15 protein-coding genes are annotated in these 14787 nt (G+C 40.6%); all 15 read right to left on the minus strand.

Going from position 1 to position 14787, the window contains the following annotated elements; translation table 11 throughout:
• Nucleotides 1-39: 39 nt before the first annotated feature.
• A complete protein-coding gene (locus BT147_RS13460; RefSeq protein WP_072336418.1) occupies nucleotides 40-2754 on the minus strand; it encodes an MBL fold metallo-hydrolase in 2715 nt (904 codons plus the stop codon).
• Nucleotides 2751-3548 carry a ParB N-terminal domain-containing protein gene (locus tag BT147_RS13465; protein WP_072336421.1) on the minus strand — a complete coding sequence of 266 codons (798 nt, stop codon included), beginning with the start codon at nucleotides 3546-3548 and terminating at the stop codon, nucleotides 2751-2753. The genes BT147_RS13460 and BT147_RS13465 overlap by 4 nt, the downstream gene beginning before the upstream one ends.
• A 44-nt stretch (nucleotides 3549-3592) precedes the next feature.
• The gene (locus BT147_RS13470) at nucleotides 3593-4678 is read right to left on the minus strand and encodes a DnaD domain protein (RefSeq protein WP_072336425.1); all 1086 of its coding nucleotides are present in this window, start codon (nucleotides 4676-4678) and stop codon (nucleotides 3593-3595) included.
• Nucleotides 4679-5302: 624 nt separating this feature from the next.
• Nucleotides 5303-5452, minus strand: a complete 150-nt coding sequence (locus tag BT147_RS15645) for a hypothetical protein (RefSeq protein ID WP_177239839.1) — start codon at nucleotides 5450-5452, stop codon at nucleotides 5303-5305.
• Nucleotides 5453-5469: 17 nt separating this feature from the next.
• Entirely contained in the window at nucleotides 5470-5826 is a 357-nt protein-coding gene (locus BT147_RS13475; RefSeq protein ID WP_072336430.1) for a helix-turn-helix domain-containing protein, read from the minus strand.
• Nucleotides 5801-6334 (minus strand): hypothetical protein, encoded by a 534-nt coding sequence (locus tag BT147_RS13480; RefSeq protein WP_072336433.1) that lies wholly within the window; start codon nucleotides 6332-6334, stop codon nucleotides 5801-5803. Before BT147_RS13480 ends, BT147_RS13475 begins: the two co-directional genes overlap by 26 nt.
• A gap of 74 nt (nucleotides 6335-6408) precedes the next feature.
• Nucleotides 6409-6573 carry an AbrB/MazE/SpoVT family DNA-binding domain-containing protein gene (locus BT147_RS13485; RefSeq protein WP_177239841.1) on the minus strand — a complete coding sequence of 55 codons (165 nt, stop codon included), beginning with the start codon at nucleotides 6571-6573 and terminating at the stop codon, nucleotides 6409-6411.
• Nucleotides 6574-6694: 121 nt separating this feature from the next.
• Nucleotides 6695-7771: a conjugal transfer protein TrbL family protein gene (locus BT147_RS13490; protein ID WP_072336436.1), complete on the minus strand. Its 1077-nt coding sequence runs from the start codon at nucleotides 7769-7771 to the stop codon at nucleotides 6695-6697.
• The gene (locus tag BT147_RS13495; RefSeq protein WP_072336439.1) at nucleotides 7768-8304 is read right to left on the minus strand and encodes a hypothetical protein; all 537 of its coding nucleotides are present in this window, start codon (nucleotides 8302-8304) and stop codon (nucleotides 7768-7770) included. Before BT147_RS13495 ends, BT147_RS13490 begins: the two co-directional genes overlap by 4 nt.
• Before the next feature lie 14 nt (nucleotides 8305-8318).
• Complete coding sequence (locus BT147_RS13500; RefSeq protein ID WP_072336442.1) at nucleotides 8319-9344, minus strand: M23 family metallopeptidase; 1026 nt, start codon at nucleotides 9342-9344, stop codon at nucleotides 8319-8321.
• Nucleotides 9341-11236 carry a VirB4 family type IV secretion system protein gene (locus BT147_RS13505; RefSeq protein ID WP_286119518.1) on the minus strand — a complete coding sequence of 632 codons (1896 nt, stop codon included), beginning with the start codon at nucleotides 11234-11236 and terminating at the stop codon, nucleotides 9341-9343. The genes BT147_RS13500 and BT147_RS13505 overlap by 4 nt, the downstream gene beginning before the upstream one ends.
• 21 nt (nucleotides 11237-11257) lie before the next feature.
• The gene (locus BT147_RS13510; RefSeq protein WP_072336445.1) at nucleotides 11258-11938 is read right to left on the minus strand and encodes a TraC-like domain-containing protein; all 681 of its coding nucleotides are present in this window, start codon (nucleotides 11936-11938) and stop codon (nucleotides 11258-11260) included.
• Between the two features lie 352 nt (nucleotides 11939-12290).
• Nucleotides 12291-12548, minus strand: coding sequence for a hypothetical protein (locus BT147_RS13520; protein ID WP_072336451.1), 258 nt, complete (start codon nucleotides 12546-12548; stop codon nucleotides 12291-12293).
• Between the two features lie 175 nt (nucleotides 12549-12723).
• Nucleotides 12724-13677 carry a L,D-transpeptidase family protein gene (locus BT147_RS13525; protein WP_072336454.1) on the minus strand — a complete coding sequence of 318 codons (954 nt, stop codon included), beginning with the start codon at nucleotides 13675-13677 and terminating at the stop codon, nucleotides 12724-12726.
• A 198-nt stretch (nucleotides 13678-13875) separates the two neighbouring features.
• Nucleotides 13876-14787, minus strand: a 912-nt coding sequence (locus BT147_RS13530) for an IS3 family transposase (RefSeq protein WP_083426572.1), incomplete at its 5' end; no start/stop codon positions are given.

The raw sequence follows: 14787 nt of genomic DNA on the forward strand, positions 1-14787 counted from the left end.
GTGTGATGATGTCCTTCACATACAATCTATCTAAAGCCCTCAGACCTTGATCTCGAAGCGATAGCCTGTCTCTTGATACAATCGACTATCCAAGTCCTTAACTTCCTCCTGATGAGGCGCAGATTCGACCTTAACCGTAACCACAGCTCGATCTACGTGGATAGATGGATTTTTACTAACACCCCAGGGAATTAACTCTTTGGATCGCTGTAAGATCTCATTCTGTTTAGGATTCTGACTATAAGTAACCTCCATTCCTACCTCAGAGGCTAATTCCGCTAACTCAGACTCATAGCGTGCTGCTATTTGAGGGGACACAAAGTGCAACTCCATCGTTTTATTGCTTCCCTGTTGATGAATACCCGTCTTATATATCTTTATTCCGTGTTTCTGTGCCCATTCCTTAGCCACTTCAATTGCTTTATTGTTCTCTAAAGGCTTCTTACCATCTGGTGAGAAGAAATTTGATTGAGAGATCACCTGTGCTCGTTTTAATGCCTTCAAGGAGAGTGAAAAACCTGTTTCTCTCAGGAATGCCTCTTGTATATCAGACCAATTACTAGGTGGATCAATAGACACGACTACTCTCTTTTGATCTAGATGAATCGAGGGTGGTGAAGGAAGTGCTTGCTCTAAAAGAGCAGATAGTTTATTCGCCAGCTCCCCCGAACGGATCGAACTCGAATAGATAATCTCCCACCCTGTTATCTCCAGTAAGTGTTGAGAAATCTCCACTCGCTCCTTCTCATCAACTGCATCCGGAAAATCAAAATGGATCATTACTTTGGCATTTTCAGTCCCCATCTGATCAATGCCACATTTTAAGAATCGAGGATGTTCTTCCAATTCCTGACGTACTCGTTCCAATGCTTGAGTATGGTTTTGTTTGATATAAGGGATCGGCAATTCTAGCTTCTCTAAGCTGGTTAATGTTTGCCGGGATAGTCGGTAAGCTCTCTCGCCCGAATGCTGAAACTGACTTTCTGCTGGAATTGAAAGCAATGCATAGGCTACAGCCAGTTTATATTTCATATCCTCAATCTGTAAGCTCTCATAAATGGATTGAATGGTATAGATCCCTTCCTTCAACTCCTGCCATGCCATTCCTTGTAGATAGGGACGACTACACTTCTTCACCTTGGTCACTTTCTTTTCTAGAGATTTCATGGATAAATTCCATGGGGCAATGGTTTCGAGGATCTGCTGAGGAGTCACTTGAATACTCCGATCTTTCCCAATCACATAACCGGATAGAGCTTTGGTTTTCGGATGAACTCGTGTACATAATATGGCTCTAGGTGGCTTGGCAGGATCTTCTTCCACTAGCAGGATGTGATCTATTTTACTCTGGAGGCTTACTAGTTCCGGATCCACTCGATATCGTTTTCCCTTTACCCCTTTTCCAGATGAACGCTTTTCAAACGTGTACGTGGTTCCATTCTCAACTAGTGTAGGATTAAACCGATGATCAATCTGATGGCTTAGCTGGTTTCTCGCATCATCATCTCCATGTACCAGTAATGTATGGGTAGGATTGGTTTTCTCAATGAATCGAGTCAGCTCAAGCGAATCAGCATGTCCAGACAAGCCGTACTTGTCCACTCTACATTGGACTGGGTAAGTAGAACCATTTAGTTCGATAGATCGGTTCTCGCCTTCTGCCAGGGCTAACAGTTTCCGTCCTGGCGCTTCCTCATCCTGATAGCCTGTAATAAAAATCGCATTCTTCGGATCGTTGATTAGTCTCTCCGCATACCAGACACTTGCACCCCCAATCAACATACCGGATGAAGCTACAATACAAGCTGGTTTCCCTTGTAGAATCATCTCTCTTTGCTTTAGATCCCGAACTGGGACACATCTGCCTTCTGCGAAGAATGGATCGCCATTGGACTTAATTCGATGAGCTAAGGGGCCTTTGAGATATTGCGGATAATCTCGGTAGATTTTACTAATAGCAGTAACTAAACCATCTGTATAGATCGGGAAAGTAGGAATCAATCCTTTCTCCATGTAGTCTTGAAGAATAATTAGGACTTCTTGCGCTCTCCCTAATGCGAATGCTGGAATCAAGGCGAATCCGCCACCAGCGATTACTTCCGCCACATGATCGGCAAGACGTTTCTCTTCCATATTGCGATCAATGTGGGAACGGTTACCATAAGTAGATTCAATGACCACTACATCTGGGTTTAAATCAAACGGTACCTTCGCTCCTGGGATGGTGCGCCCTGCCCGAAAGGATAAATCTCCTGTAACAAGCAAACACTCTCCTCCACCTGTTATCTCTAGCATTACAGCCCCTAGAATATGCCCTGCTTGATGAGTCTTGATTGTAATCTCACCAATCCGTAATTCTCCGTGAGGAAAAACGAGAATCGACTCTAGTAATTGTTGTACATGCTGTTCTGTATACGGTGGTAGGGTCATACTTTGACGACAACGTGCTTCCAGTATCTTAAACGAGTCAGTAAGCATAATTTTCATCAAGTCATAGGTAGGTGCTGTTGTGTAGATAGGAGCGTTTGGATATAACGAATGCACGAGTGGAAGCGCACCAATATGATCGGCATGAGCATGGGTAACAAAGATCGCATCTATTCCTCCGTGCTCCTCGATTAGGCCAATCATAGGGAGTGCATCTTCTGCATGCATCCTCATACCAGCATCTACTAGGATTCTTGTGTTATTGAGTTCGATGTGTAGGCAAGAGGCTCCCACTTCATTTCCGCCACCTAAAATGGATATATTCACAACTTGTCCGCCCCTTGCAATTGTTTTCCTTTAACCTTTTCTTTAATGACAATATTAGGTTTTGGTAGCCCTCTCGTCCGCTCTTGTGGCTTGATTCTCACACGAGGTTCTTTGTACATCTTTTTGATTGCCACAACTACAGAAGCAGGGAATCCCAAGATGATCACAAATGTGCCTATACCTGGTACCCAGTAATCTCTTTTTCGATTTTCCCAATTCAATATCACACCATTTGCCGTTAATAATTCCTGAAGTAATTCTTGAGTTTCATCTTTCTCCATCTCAAAATGATGTGAAACTTGATCCAAAACTCTATCTGCAATGGCTATGTTATGAAGTGGATCTGGTCTGCCTTTCCAACAATCCACACAAAGTAGGTGGAGATTGTCTGCTACATATCTTTCAGATGAATTGACACGACAAGTACGAGTCAATCTTTTATCCATTGCACGTTTGCAGTTTTCACATCGTCCATCTTCTGCATGCCATACTGCAAATTCGATCTCTTGTTTGGTTGGTTTTGGCTTTCTTGGTCGTTTTTTCGTTCCTAACTCTATCTCAATTCGTTTGATCCCTAGCTTCTTGAATGCTAAATAGCCAGCCCAACCATCCACTAGCTCCTTTGTTTCAGGGTGAACAATGATAGGGTTGTCCAATTTACCAAATTGCTGAATGTATGATTTCTTCTGCTCAATCTTTTCTTGTCGTGGCATGGTCTTCATAAAAATATCGGGAATAGAAATATCCACTAGTTGCATTGTATTCGTTTCTTTCTCTGTTTGTTGTATCGCCATAGATAGTCCTCCTATTGATCAAATTCTGTCTTTTAAACATTAGTCTACATTGCGTATATGTCAACACGGTTTCTTTTGGCAAGAGCTTCATCCATTTCTTTAAGCTTTTCTTTTAAACGTTTTTCATTTTGTTCCTTCTCTTCGGGACTCACGGTTGAAAACCCACCATTTTTTTCTTTCTCTAATTGCATAGCAACTGCCTTAGGAAGCTGACTTTTAGGTGGTTTATTCCCCTTGCTTCCATGTTTTGAATCTCTTCCCTTTTTGTCGGAAGAGATTTGCTTTCTTTTTTCATAAAACTCTTTCTCATATTGATCCAAAGCTTCGACAGTTTGAATTTCTGCTGACTTCCACTTTTTAATGACATTTTTGATATAAGCAATCGGGTTGGAGGCTTCCCCTATTACTGCCCTTTCAATCGCTGCTTCTACGAGATGCACAGGCATATCCTTACAAAGGTCTGATAAGGTTATCTTTGCATACTTGCTCGCCTTGTCTGGAAAGAAATATTTAAATTTGTCGATGACATCACCTACATACATACATACATAAGTATTAAGTACAAAAGCTTTAGTATGTACTAAAGTACTTTCATCCTGATTTTCCGTATCCGGACTTTCCGTATCCTGAAAATCAGGATGTGGATTGTTTTCCTCATTTTTCACCATATCCTGATTTTCAGGATGTAGAGCCTTCTTCCTTTTCCCCTTCCCATCCGTCATAACGAAAAATTCAATTCCTTTCCCTTGAAGATATTCTTTCAAGGATTCTAACCCTGCTTGTACCTCTTCCTTTATGTCACTGAAAATATAATAAATCTTCCCGAATTTTTTCTTCCCGGATTCTTGCTCTTTGTCGATAGGCACTATCGTTCGTACTCTACATAAATATCCATGCTGTTCTAATTCGTTCGCATAGTTAAAGTGGGCATCTCGTCCATTAGCTGAGAGTTCTGTGAGATTTTTCAATTCCAGTTTCTTTGGCTTTTCTGGGTCATGAAACTTATCTACTGAAAGAATGACACACAAAAGCCCTTTTGCTTGAACTGTAAGGTTAGCATCTTGCAAGAATGCATCGTGAATTGTTGTGTTATCTCGTTTCCTTGCATTGATCCATGTTTCGTTACTCATGATAATATGCCTCTCCCTCGGTTCCGACCGAGAAAGGATGTCGCTTTTCCTACACAAATAGCCAATTTTCCCCTATTGATTTCTACCTAGATTGGTATATAAAATAGAGTCATAGGATAATTATGTATATAACGATCCCTTTCCCATAGGATCGATTAGTTAACGACCTTTCTCGTTTGGTCGGTTTATATTCGAGTTTCAATAGTGTCGACTTTGGCGAGCTGGCACTATTGAAACTTTTTTCCATTCTTAATTCTTTTTTTGTATAAATATATGATGTATCAAAATGAAAGCCTTTTCAACAACTTTTCAACAAAAAAATACAACCAAAAATCTTTCCTAAAAGTAGACCTGGGCAGGATTGCTTACATTCAACTCACCGAAATATTCTTACTACATGTTGATTGACTGTATTGACCAATATCCAAAATACATGTACAATATTAGTGGTGAGTTTTTCGAACAAACAGAAAGTTGATATCAACAACTTCTGTCAAGAACGTAAGCGATCTGTTGACCAGCAGGTCGCTTTTAATTTGTCTCTATTCTATCATTTTTGATGGATTCTACAAGAGTGAATCCTGATAATTAACAAATACCTATCCGATCAAAGATAGGTATTTGTTAATTATGCTCAAGATCCGTCCTGTCGCACTCTGATTGTTTCCTACCATTGATGATTCGATCCAGCACCATATATCGTAGTTGGTACTCTTTTTCGCCATTCTCCCACTCTCTAGCAAACACAGGATCTTTCAAGTTCTCTTTAATCATAACTTGCAACCATGTGCTCAGAACCCGATTGATGATGTATGGATCTCAATATCTTGATCGTGTGCATCTAGACGTTCACTAAATTGGATCTCTAATTCAGTCATACCTAACACACGTAGTACCCGATCATACATATCTGCCGAAGTACCAGCCGACCCACCTTCGATTTCAGAGATAGTGGATTGATGCATGGGCTTTCCTGTGACTTTTTGAACCAAGTCAGCTAACTTTTTTTGAGTCAGACCTAGTTGATTGCGGCGCTTTAGAATCTTTCTACCCATCCGTTTAGAAAAACTATCTACATGTTCCTTAACACCTGGTATCGAGTCTAGGAACTCCGTTAACTCTTTATACGTTTTCGGTTTCTTGCTCAACTTTTTCCCCTCCTAAATACTTTGATGGATCTTTTTTGAAGTCTTGATATATGAGATAGGAAGCCTCAGCAATTTGTTTGAACTCACTAGAAGAGCGTTCGGTTTTGATAACAGCATCTGTGAAGAGGACATATTGGGTACTCTCTTCCTCGTGTGTGAATAAGATCATTCGGAATGCTACTCCTTGATCAACTGGATCTGCTGGCGAATATCGCCAGTTAATACGGAATTCGATCAATGGAAAGTTATAATCTAATCGCTTGAGCAAATTGAAAGTAACTTTGTACCCCTTACTGGTAATTTCAACTAGACGATAGTCATTCACTAGATGCCATTCCGGAATTCCTGTCTCTTCAAGTGATAACAATCCTTTTCGGATATAAGTACCCAGGTCATAGTAAAAAGGATCCCCTTGTATACCTAACTGACCGATAGAAATGATGGTTTCTAACGCTGGTTGACTACCATTTGGAAATTCGACAAATATGAATTCGATATTCTTATCCATAGTATATCACTTATAAGCGATAAATTGACACATAAATTATTGCTTATAAGCTATATTCCCCCATTCCTTCCGATTTATTCACTTTCGTTCGTTTCTAGCACGACAGTTGCTTTCTGAATGATGAGATTTTCACCGTTCTGAGTGAATGCGATCATTTCACCTTCTTTAATACCTAAGATTTTCCGCACTTCTTTTGGGATGGTGGCTTGTCCCTGTTGGGAAATTCGGGCTGTCCACATGAAGTAACACTCCATTCTTTAAATACTTAATTCTTTAATTATTTAATTCGGCAACTAACAGAAGAATCCCTCTAATAACAGTAAAAAGGTAGCCTTGAAATCCCAAGGCTACCTCATAGTTCTAACCCACTTTTTTTCGAATCACACTTCTCATTACAGTAGATGCGGCTCCGATTGTAGCTCCAGCAGCTGCACGTCCCGATCCGGTACTATACATCCACTCCTTGAGGAATCCAGGAGCTTTGATAATCAGAAACACAAAACCAATGGCAAATACAAAATTCTCTAGATTCGCCGCTCTCGTTTCAACAAAGAACGTTGTCATTAAAACGATCATGAGAACTTGAAGAGCCTGAGTAAATACGGTACTTAATAAGTGTCTCCACCAAACAGGGAACAGATTGTATTCAGAATTCACATTTGTGGCGATACAGAATGGCCCCAAGATCAAAAGTAAAATTAGTTCTGCGCTACGTATCGACATTTGGAAGCAGATTACAAGCATCATCACTGCTAACAGTAAGAGACAGATAATTAGAACCGCTCCTTCTACAGCTGCTGCACCGAACGTTTTACTAAATTGCTCCATCTTTAATCCACCGTCCGCAAGACCTTCTACCATCCAGTTATTCAAGTTAAGTAGCCAGCGAAACACGGTCGGAAGAGAACCAATCATAAAGGCTGAGAAGATTAATTTTCGTAACAGTAACTTAAACTCAGCTGGATTCTCCTCCACGTTATACATCACAATAAATCGTATACACTGGTAAATCAAAAACAAGATGAGGAACGTCCATGAGAGATCTTCGAAGTAGCCATAATACTTTTTCACAGTTGTATTTTCAAGTATCGTAGCTGGTTGAACAGTAAATTTCCCTACTAGTGCCAGAGCATTCTCCATTAACCACTTGGCACTTTTATATAGCCAAGCCTCGAAATAACAAGAGGGATCAAGCTTACAGTTTCCAAATCCCCCCTCCAACTTTTTTTGCTCTTCTTCAGCTTGCTCTTTTGCTACTTCTTCATCGGTCTTAGGCTTGCTTCCCCAAGCACCACCGCTATTTTTGGGATCAATACTTGCAGGTGCTGGTTGCTCTGCCAACACGATATTAGAAACCACAGGGAAAGTCAGAGCAAGGATAAATATTATAAACAATGGGATCTTTAGCCATTTGTAGATCGTTGACCATTTTTTCACTTACCTCCACCCCCATTCGAGAGAGGAGTAACCGCTTCTAGCTTATAATGATCCACTTTGAGCTGATCACCATTTCGAATGATATCTACTACCATTTCATAGTCGTTCCCCATAACCTTCTTGTCCACCTGGTACGAAACCTTGTATCTCACTAACACCTGATATCGTGGGGAGTCCTCTGCTTTTTTCTTCAGGTAGGTAGCATCAATAACAAAGTTCTCTTTCACACCCTTTGGTAATGCCCCCTCTTCCCCTTCGTATTCCTCACCATGTTCATCTGAATCGGATTCAGATCCCTGTATGAGATTTTGTGCCTGGGAGGTAGTGAGCTTTTTAATTTTTTCTTCGTTCCCTTTAGCATCCATCAGTAATCGGACAAATTCATTAGCAACATCCAACGATTTCTCTTGCATCCTTGCTTTGGTGACCTCTTCTTCCAACCCACTGATCTTTGAATTCTGTTTCATAGTCCATCCAAGAGAAGCAACTAAAGCTAAGGCCAACAGTGCTATATATATCCATTGTCTATTCAACTAGTTCACCTCTCCTACTTTAGATTCACATATTTCTCCGCATCTACTTTCCTAGCGGATTGCACAGGAGTCCCCAAGCGGATCTCAAAATGAAGGTGTTCTCCAAAGCTATGGCCTGTGTTTCCGCATTTTCCAAGGACTTGTCCCTGTTGAACAGTTTGACCAACCTGAACGTTTCGAACTGACATATGACCGTAGAGTGAGGAGACCCCTCCACCGTGATCAAGGACAACAACATTCCCATAACCACCGTAGCCATCACCACTAACAGCAGATCTAGACACTACAACAGTTCCAGCTTTTGATGCGTAGATCGGCGGATTCCCCTTGTTACAGGATATATCTGTTCCTTGATGGGGCTTACCGTTCCTCATCTTTCCGAATGGTGAGGATATCTTATACTTCTTATCAATCGGGCGAGCGAATCCACTAGCCGAGGCTGGCCCCACGTCTCCTGCTCCCATTTCGGGTTCACAAGCATAGGACAACCCACCCAATTCCCCAATGTATTTTGATACGGAAGGAACCCAATGTCGGTTTAAACTTGTAGGGTCATTGGCAGCTCCGATGGGAGCATACTTAGGCCCGATTGTTTCAGGTGTGGTAAGACCTTCTTTAATGTACAACCGATACAGATTTGAGGTCATTTTGTCGATACCCTCATCCAACGAGGAGAAGGACATAAGTCCTCCTTTGCCCATCAGGCCCCCCGGATTGTTTCTGGACTTCACAGCCTTAGAAGAGCCTTGTCCAGTCTCATGAAAGGCGATAGCTACTACTAAAACTGGATCAACCCCATGTCGCTGCCCTGCTGCTATGAATGCATCAGCTTTACCCTCAAAGACCCCTTTTCCTTGGAGCTTTTGATTTAACTCTTGAGCAGAGATAATAGTACCACTAGGTCTGCAAGCTGATGCATTGGCTGTTTGGGACTGTTGCATGGTTGCACCGCCAAAAATGAATACACCAGCAACCAACAAGCTAATGGATAGGTATATACCATATCGGATCAGCTCAGCTGTCAAACGAGCCTTAATCATCGCTGATCACTTTCCACCAAAGCTATTTTATGTCTGTATGATTTCTCGTATCTTTCTGGATCCCAGATACGGAGTTCTTCTGGAGACAATTCGATTTGGATACTAACTTTTTTGGATCCACTCACATAGATCCCTTTGCCCGCATTTTTCGTGCGGTCTGCATCTCTTACCACAAGAAGCCTTTCTTCTTCCTCTGAAAAATTCTCCGATGTGCGACTCTTGATCGTGTTGATTTCGTCCTGAAGCATAGGGAGATACAGCTTTGAAATCGACTGTGATATGACAGCCTCACCATAGTTTTTGCTGCCCTCAACCGCTGATAAGAAATCGCCAACCTGTTGCGTAGCTGATGTACAGCCGCCACGGAATCCTCGGATTAGCTTGTACATGGTTGATAAGAATTTCATTGCCATTGGGTTTTGTGGATCTGCCAGGATATGTGCCTCGTCAATGAAGATTTGCTTTATGCTTTTGTCCTTCAATGCATCGTCTTGGAGAAACGTTAAAATATTAAACATAGCCACTTGCTGGAGATCCCCTTCGTCACGAAGATCAAAAATATCGAACACAATCAGATCATTCGATAAATCCACATTGGTGTGACCATTAAACACATTCGAGTAAGAACCCTCCACATATGGGTACAGCACCTGGTATAGATTATCTAATCGCTTATATCTTTCTTCATTACCACCGATCAATTTTCCCAATTGGTCATATAAGTCTTGGAGAATTGGGTAGTCTGTACTTTTCAGCTTCGAAAAATCCGTATCCCAGGTAATCCCCTTGTTCTTATACAACTTAACTAATACCTGTTCCAGTAGTGACTCTTCAACCTGGCTAGACTTCAGATCTCGATAGATTAAGCTAAATAGTGTCTTTAGACGTGAGATCTTCTGATGAAGAAGAGAAGATTCATGGGCCTTCCCATTTTCATCTTTCGGGATCGTTGTATAGATAATCTCAAATAGATTAATTTTGCTCTCACCTGTTGGAGAAAGCTTGATCCATTCTCCGCCAAGTTGCTGAACTTTCTCCCCAAACTCACCCTTTGGGCAGATCACACGAACGATTGTCCCTAGAATCCATCTTCTAACTATATCGCCCCACAGATAGGTAGACTTTCCGCCTCCAGCCATCCCGATTACCACTTCGTTCCGATTAAGTAGCTCATCATGATCAACCATAACGATGCTATTTGTCTTCAGGTTTTTTCCCTTGATGACTCCCCTTTCCGAATAAATCTCGCACTCATCGAAGGGGAATAGAGACGAAAGTGCCTCAGCATCGAAGTTTCGATATGTTATCTCTCCTAACCGATGTGATTGAATCGGTAAAACACTGTAGAATGCTTCCATCATTTGAAAGTTTGGCTCTACAAGTTTCAAATGCTGACTATTTTGCGTTTTGAGTGAATGAGTGATTAAATTCAACTCATCCAGGCTACTAGCTTGAATGTGAATTAACATATGTTCATTAAACAGTTCTGTTTTTCCCATAGTTAAGTTTGTAAGAAGGATCTCGGCATTCTCTACATTTTTTTCCGCCCTGATCCGATCAACTGGTCTCACATAGGGTTCAGAGCTTTTGCTTTGGTTTTCTATAATCGAACGGTTCAAGTGTCTTTCCATAGCCGAAGACGAAGCCGGTTCAATATGATGAATCACAGAAACATTTGCATTGACGTTGTGTAGTCGCTCTAAGAAATTAGCTTCTACATCGCTGGAGAAGTGAGCCACAGCAAGCGTGCGACAATAGTTACCTCCTAGCCGGATATAATTTTGTTGTTCCTCCACACTATCTGGTGATACCATATTTAAAAAACCTGAGTTATCACCAATCATATTTTCAAGGCTTACTTTTTCCTTTTTCTTAGATTTCCAAAAAGCCACTAGCTTTCTCTCCCTTCCTAATCAATCCCAGTCTTCTTTTTTCTTTAACATCTCTGCTGCATCCATGAGATTCCTTTTGCCGATCATGTAGCTGTATTCCTTTGCATCATCTTCGGACATAGAATGCAATTGAGCATGTTCATAGTCAAAGAACATATGGATACACTTGCGCAGCTCTTCATTTGTAAGTTCCGATACTTCTAGTTTCTGACGATAAAGCATCTCTTCCAACTTGAATTTCAGATCTTGAACCCTTGTTTTCAGGATCTGCATTGCCTTGTCTTTTGATTTTTCGTCACTAAATGACTCACTGATAATCACATATCGGCTACGGCGGATCATGTCCCTATCCTCTTGTTGCTTCTGAGCATATGAGATGAAGCTTTTCAGCATATGTCGTTTGTATGGGTTTTCAGTGGTTTTCAACCTTTTTTTGAGATCCATAATGTAATCTTTTAGGTCAATGGGTTGCGAAACACGCGCAATCTGAATGGGCCTGTCCAACGTTTTTAAGAAACTCTCGTATGAGAAAAAAACTTCTTTCAATTCCGAATACGACATCAGTTGAATGTTAACCGATGTCACTGAAAGCACTTTAACAAAACGATTGTCCGTGGTCTCGATCATTTCACTATAGATCCCTCGTACTGGAACTAGATCTTGGACGGATTTCTCCATATCATTTTTCTTTTTTTTGCTCATATTCATCTCTCCATCCACTTCTTCTTTCTGAAGTAAAACACTTTTTGTCTTTGGCGAAATCGTATCACCCAAATAATGAATTGAAATAGATTTACATTCTTTCGAAACTTAATTGGCCTCATAAAAGTTCCAGCGATCCCAAGAGTCAAAGGTAAAAACGATATGATCATCCGAAATTGCTGATAAAATCCATCTCCATCAGGGAAAAGCTGATATATGAAATAACCAAGCCCCCCAAGGGGGACAAGTACAAGCAAATGACTAAATTTAAGCGAGCGTATGAAATAAAATCCTTTATCAATTTGGTCGGGAATTTTAAACTTCTTCCTTCCTTCCATTAAGGCGATACCTCCTAATTGAATCCTGCTTTCAACCATTCAACAATGACTTTCGCCATGAGAGCGACAACGGTTGCTCCGCCAGTCCACCAGAGTCCTGTTCGAAATTTCTGTCGTTGATGTTCATCTTGAGAAAACATGACCATCAGTGACAAACCAATAAATGCTAAAGCGGAAACTGTAGGAATGATAGTTAATGCCTTATTTACCAGTTCATTGTCAATAAAGGTCTTAATTTTATCAATCGGATTCGTGGCTAAAAAAAACTTCACAAAGACACCTTCTTTTCTCATTTTTTACTTCATAGGTATGTCCTTTACATAAAAATATTGTAATTGAACAATATGCAATTTTCAAATCTAAAATCCTTGCATCCCAACAACACATAATGACCGACTATCCTTTGACGGAGTAGTCGGTCATTACCCATCTATCTAAGACTTTTTCCTAAGACTTCTTCGCTACCGTTTTGTGAACGTAAGCTACATAACCAGCTTTTGTTTGAATCTGATACCATTCTTTGTTTTCACCAATGAGAGTCATTTTTGTCCCCTTGGATACTTTCTGACGAACTTGAGCCGTCATAGATGCCTCGGATCGAACATTAATCACATTTTCAGTTGCTACTATACTGCCAGATGCCTTAGAAAAGCCATTTGAATTTGATGAGGTTGTAGATGTCGACCCCGACACCTGGGTTACAAAATCCTTACGAATGAAGCCTGTTTTCCCAGAACTCATTCTGACTTGGTACCAATCACCAGACTTCCCAATCATATCTACCACAGTACCATTATTCAATTGAGTTACCACAAATGCCCCTGTTGATGGGCCTGTGCGCACATTTACTTTATTTCCTTTGATCTTTAGTTTTCCATTAGCAGATTGAACCGTAACAGAAGATTCGCCTTTCCATTTCGCTGTAGATTTGCCGCTATGTATCCACACAGGTGTCCCTTCTGGAATTAAGCTATACAATTCTAGTAGATTCGCCTCATTCATACGAATACAACCATTGGATACATACTTTCCGATAGATGAAGGTTGATTCGTTCCATGGATGCCATAAACACGGCCATTGTCACCTTTTACACTGAATCCGATCCATCTTTTCCCAAGTGGATTCTTTGGATCTCCACCAGGAATGCCTTTCCAACCAGGCTGAACAATTTTGACCACCATTGGAAATGTTCCCTCTGGTGTGAGATCCTTGGTTCGTCCAGTAGCAACAGGATACGTCTTTGCAACTTGTCCATCTTTGTATAGATAGAGTTTGTTGGTAGATTTGTTGATCTCTACTTGGAACTTACTAGAGGCAGCACTAGCAGAGAATCCAAACCTTCCCCCCAATAAAACGGTAAACATAATAGATAACACGACTAACCATTTAATTCTCTTCAAATTCTCTCTCCCCCTATACAGGTATATGTTTATTCTACAATAATTTGTATTTATGTAGCTTAATAATATTTTTTATAATTATTGACATTTAATATATAGTAAGAGAGAATGAGAGTGCATAGTAAGAAAAATCTCCTATATATAGAAACAAGCTATCTCTTCGGTTTGAAGTGAACCCAAAAAGTTAGACACGAAGATTTAAGCAACCCGCAGGGTATGTTTTCGGTATTGAACCGGACTCATACCCTTTAGTTTTGTCTTCAAGCGATTATTATTGTAGTAGTGAATATATACATCCAATTCTTGTTTGAAGTGCTCCATACTCTCAAATTCGTGGAGATAAAGCAATTCGCTTTTGAGTAAGCCAAAGAAGTTCTCTATCACAGCATTATCGAGGCAATTCCCCTTGCGGGACATGCTTTGTTTAATACCTTGTTGCTTTAAAGCGTGCTGATATGTCCTCATCTGATAGTGCCATCCTTGATCTGAATGAAGGAGGGGAGCTTCGCCCTCTCCTAGTTGCCTGAAGGCTTTGTCTAGCATCTTGGAAACAAGAGAATATACAGGGCGCTTTTCCACCTGATAAGCAACAATCTCACCATTGTATAAGTCAAGAATAGGAGATAAATAGAGCTTTTCACCATGCAGGTGAAATTCAGTTATATCCGTAACCCACTTCTGATTTGGCTTAGATGCTTGAAAGTTGCGTGCTAGGATGTTAGGAGCGATCTTTCCTACTTTCCCCCGATAAGAACGATATTTCTTCATACGTATAAGACATTTCAATCCTATCTTCTTCATGAGACGAAATACGGTTTTATGATTTATGGAATATCCTTGGTTTCGTAATTCCCATGTGATACGGCGATAACCATAACGACCTTTATGCTCATGAAAAATCGAAGCGATTTTTTCTTTTATCTCTTTATATTTATCCGGTTTGTTCATCTGTTTGATCCAGTAATAATAGGTGCTACGAGCAATGTCAGCGATTTTTAATAGAGCTTTTACAGGGTAGTCGTGCCTTAATTCATAGATTACTTGGGCTTTGTCTTGTTGGCTGACTTTTCCCTTTCGTGAATTAAGGCATTCAACTTTTTTAGATAGGCA

Origin of the sequence: Thermoactinomyces sp. DSM 45891 (assembly GCF_900119485.1) — a bacterium.
Classification (GTDB): Bacteria; Bacillota; Bacilli; order Thermoactinomycetales; family Thermoactinomycetaceae; genus Baia.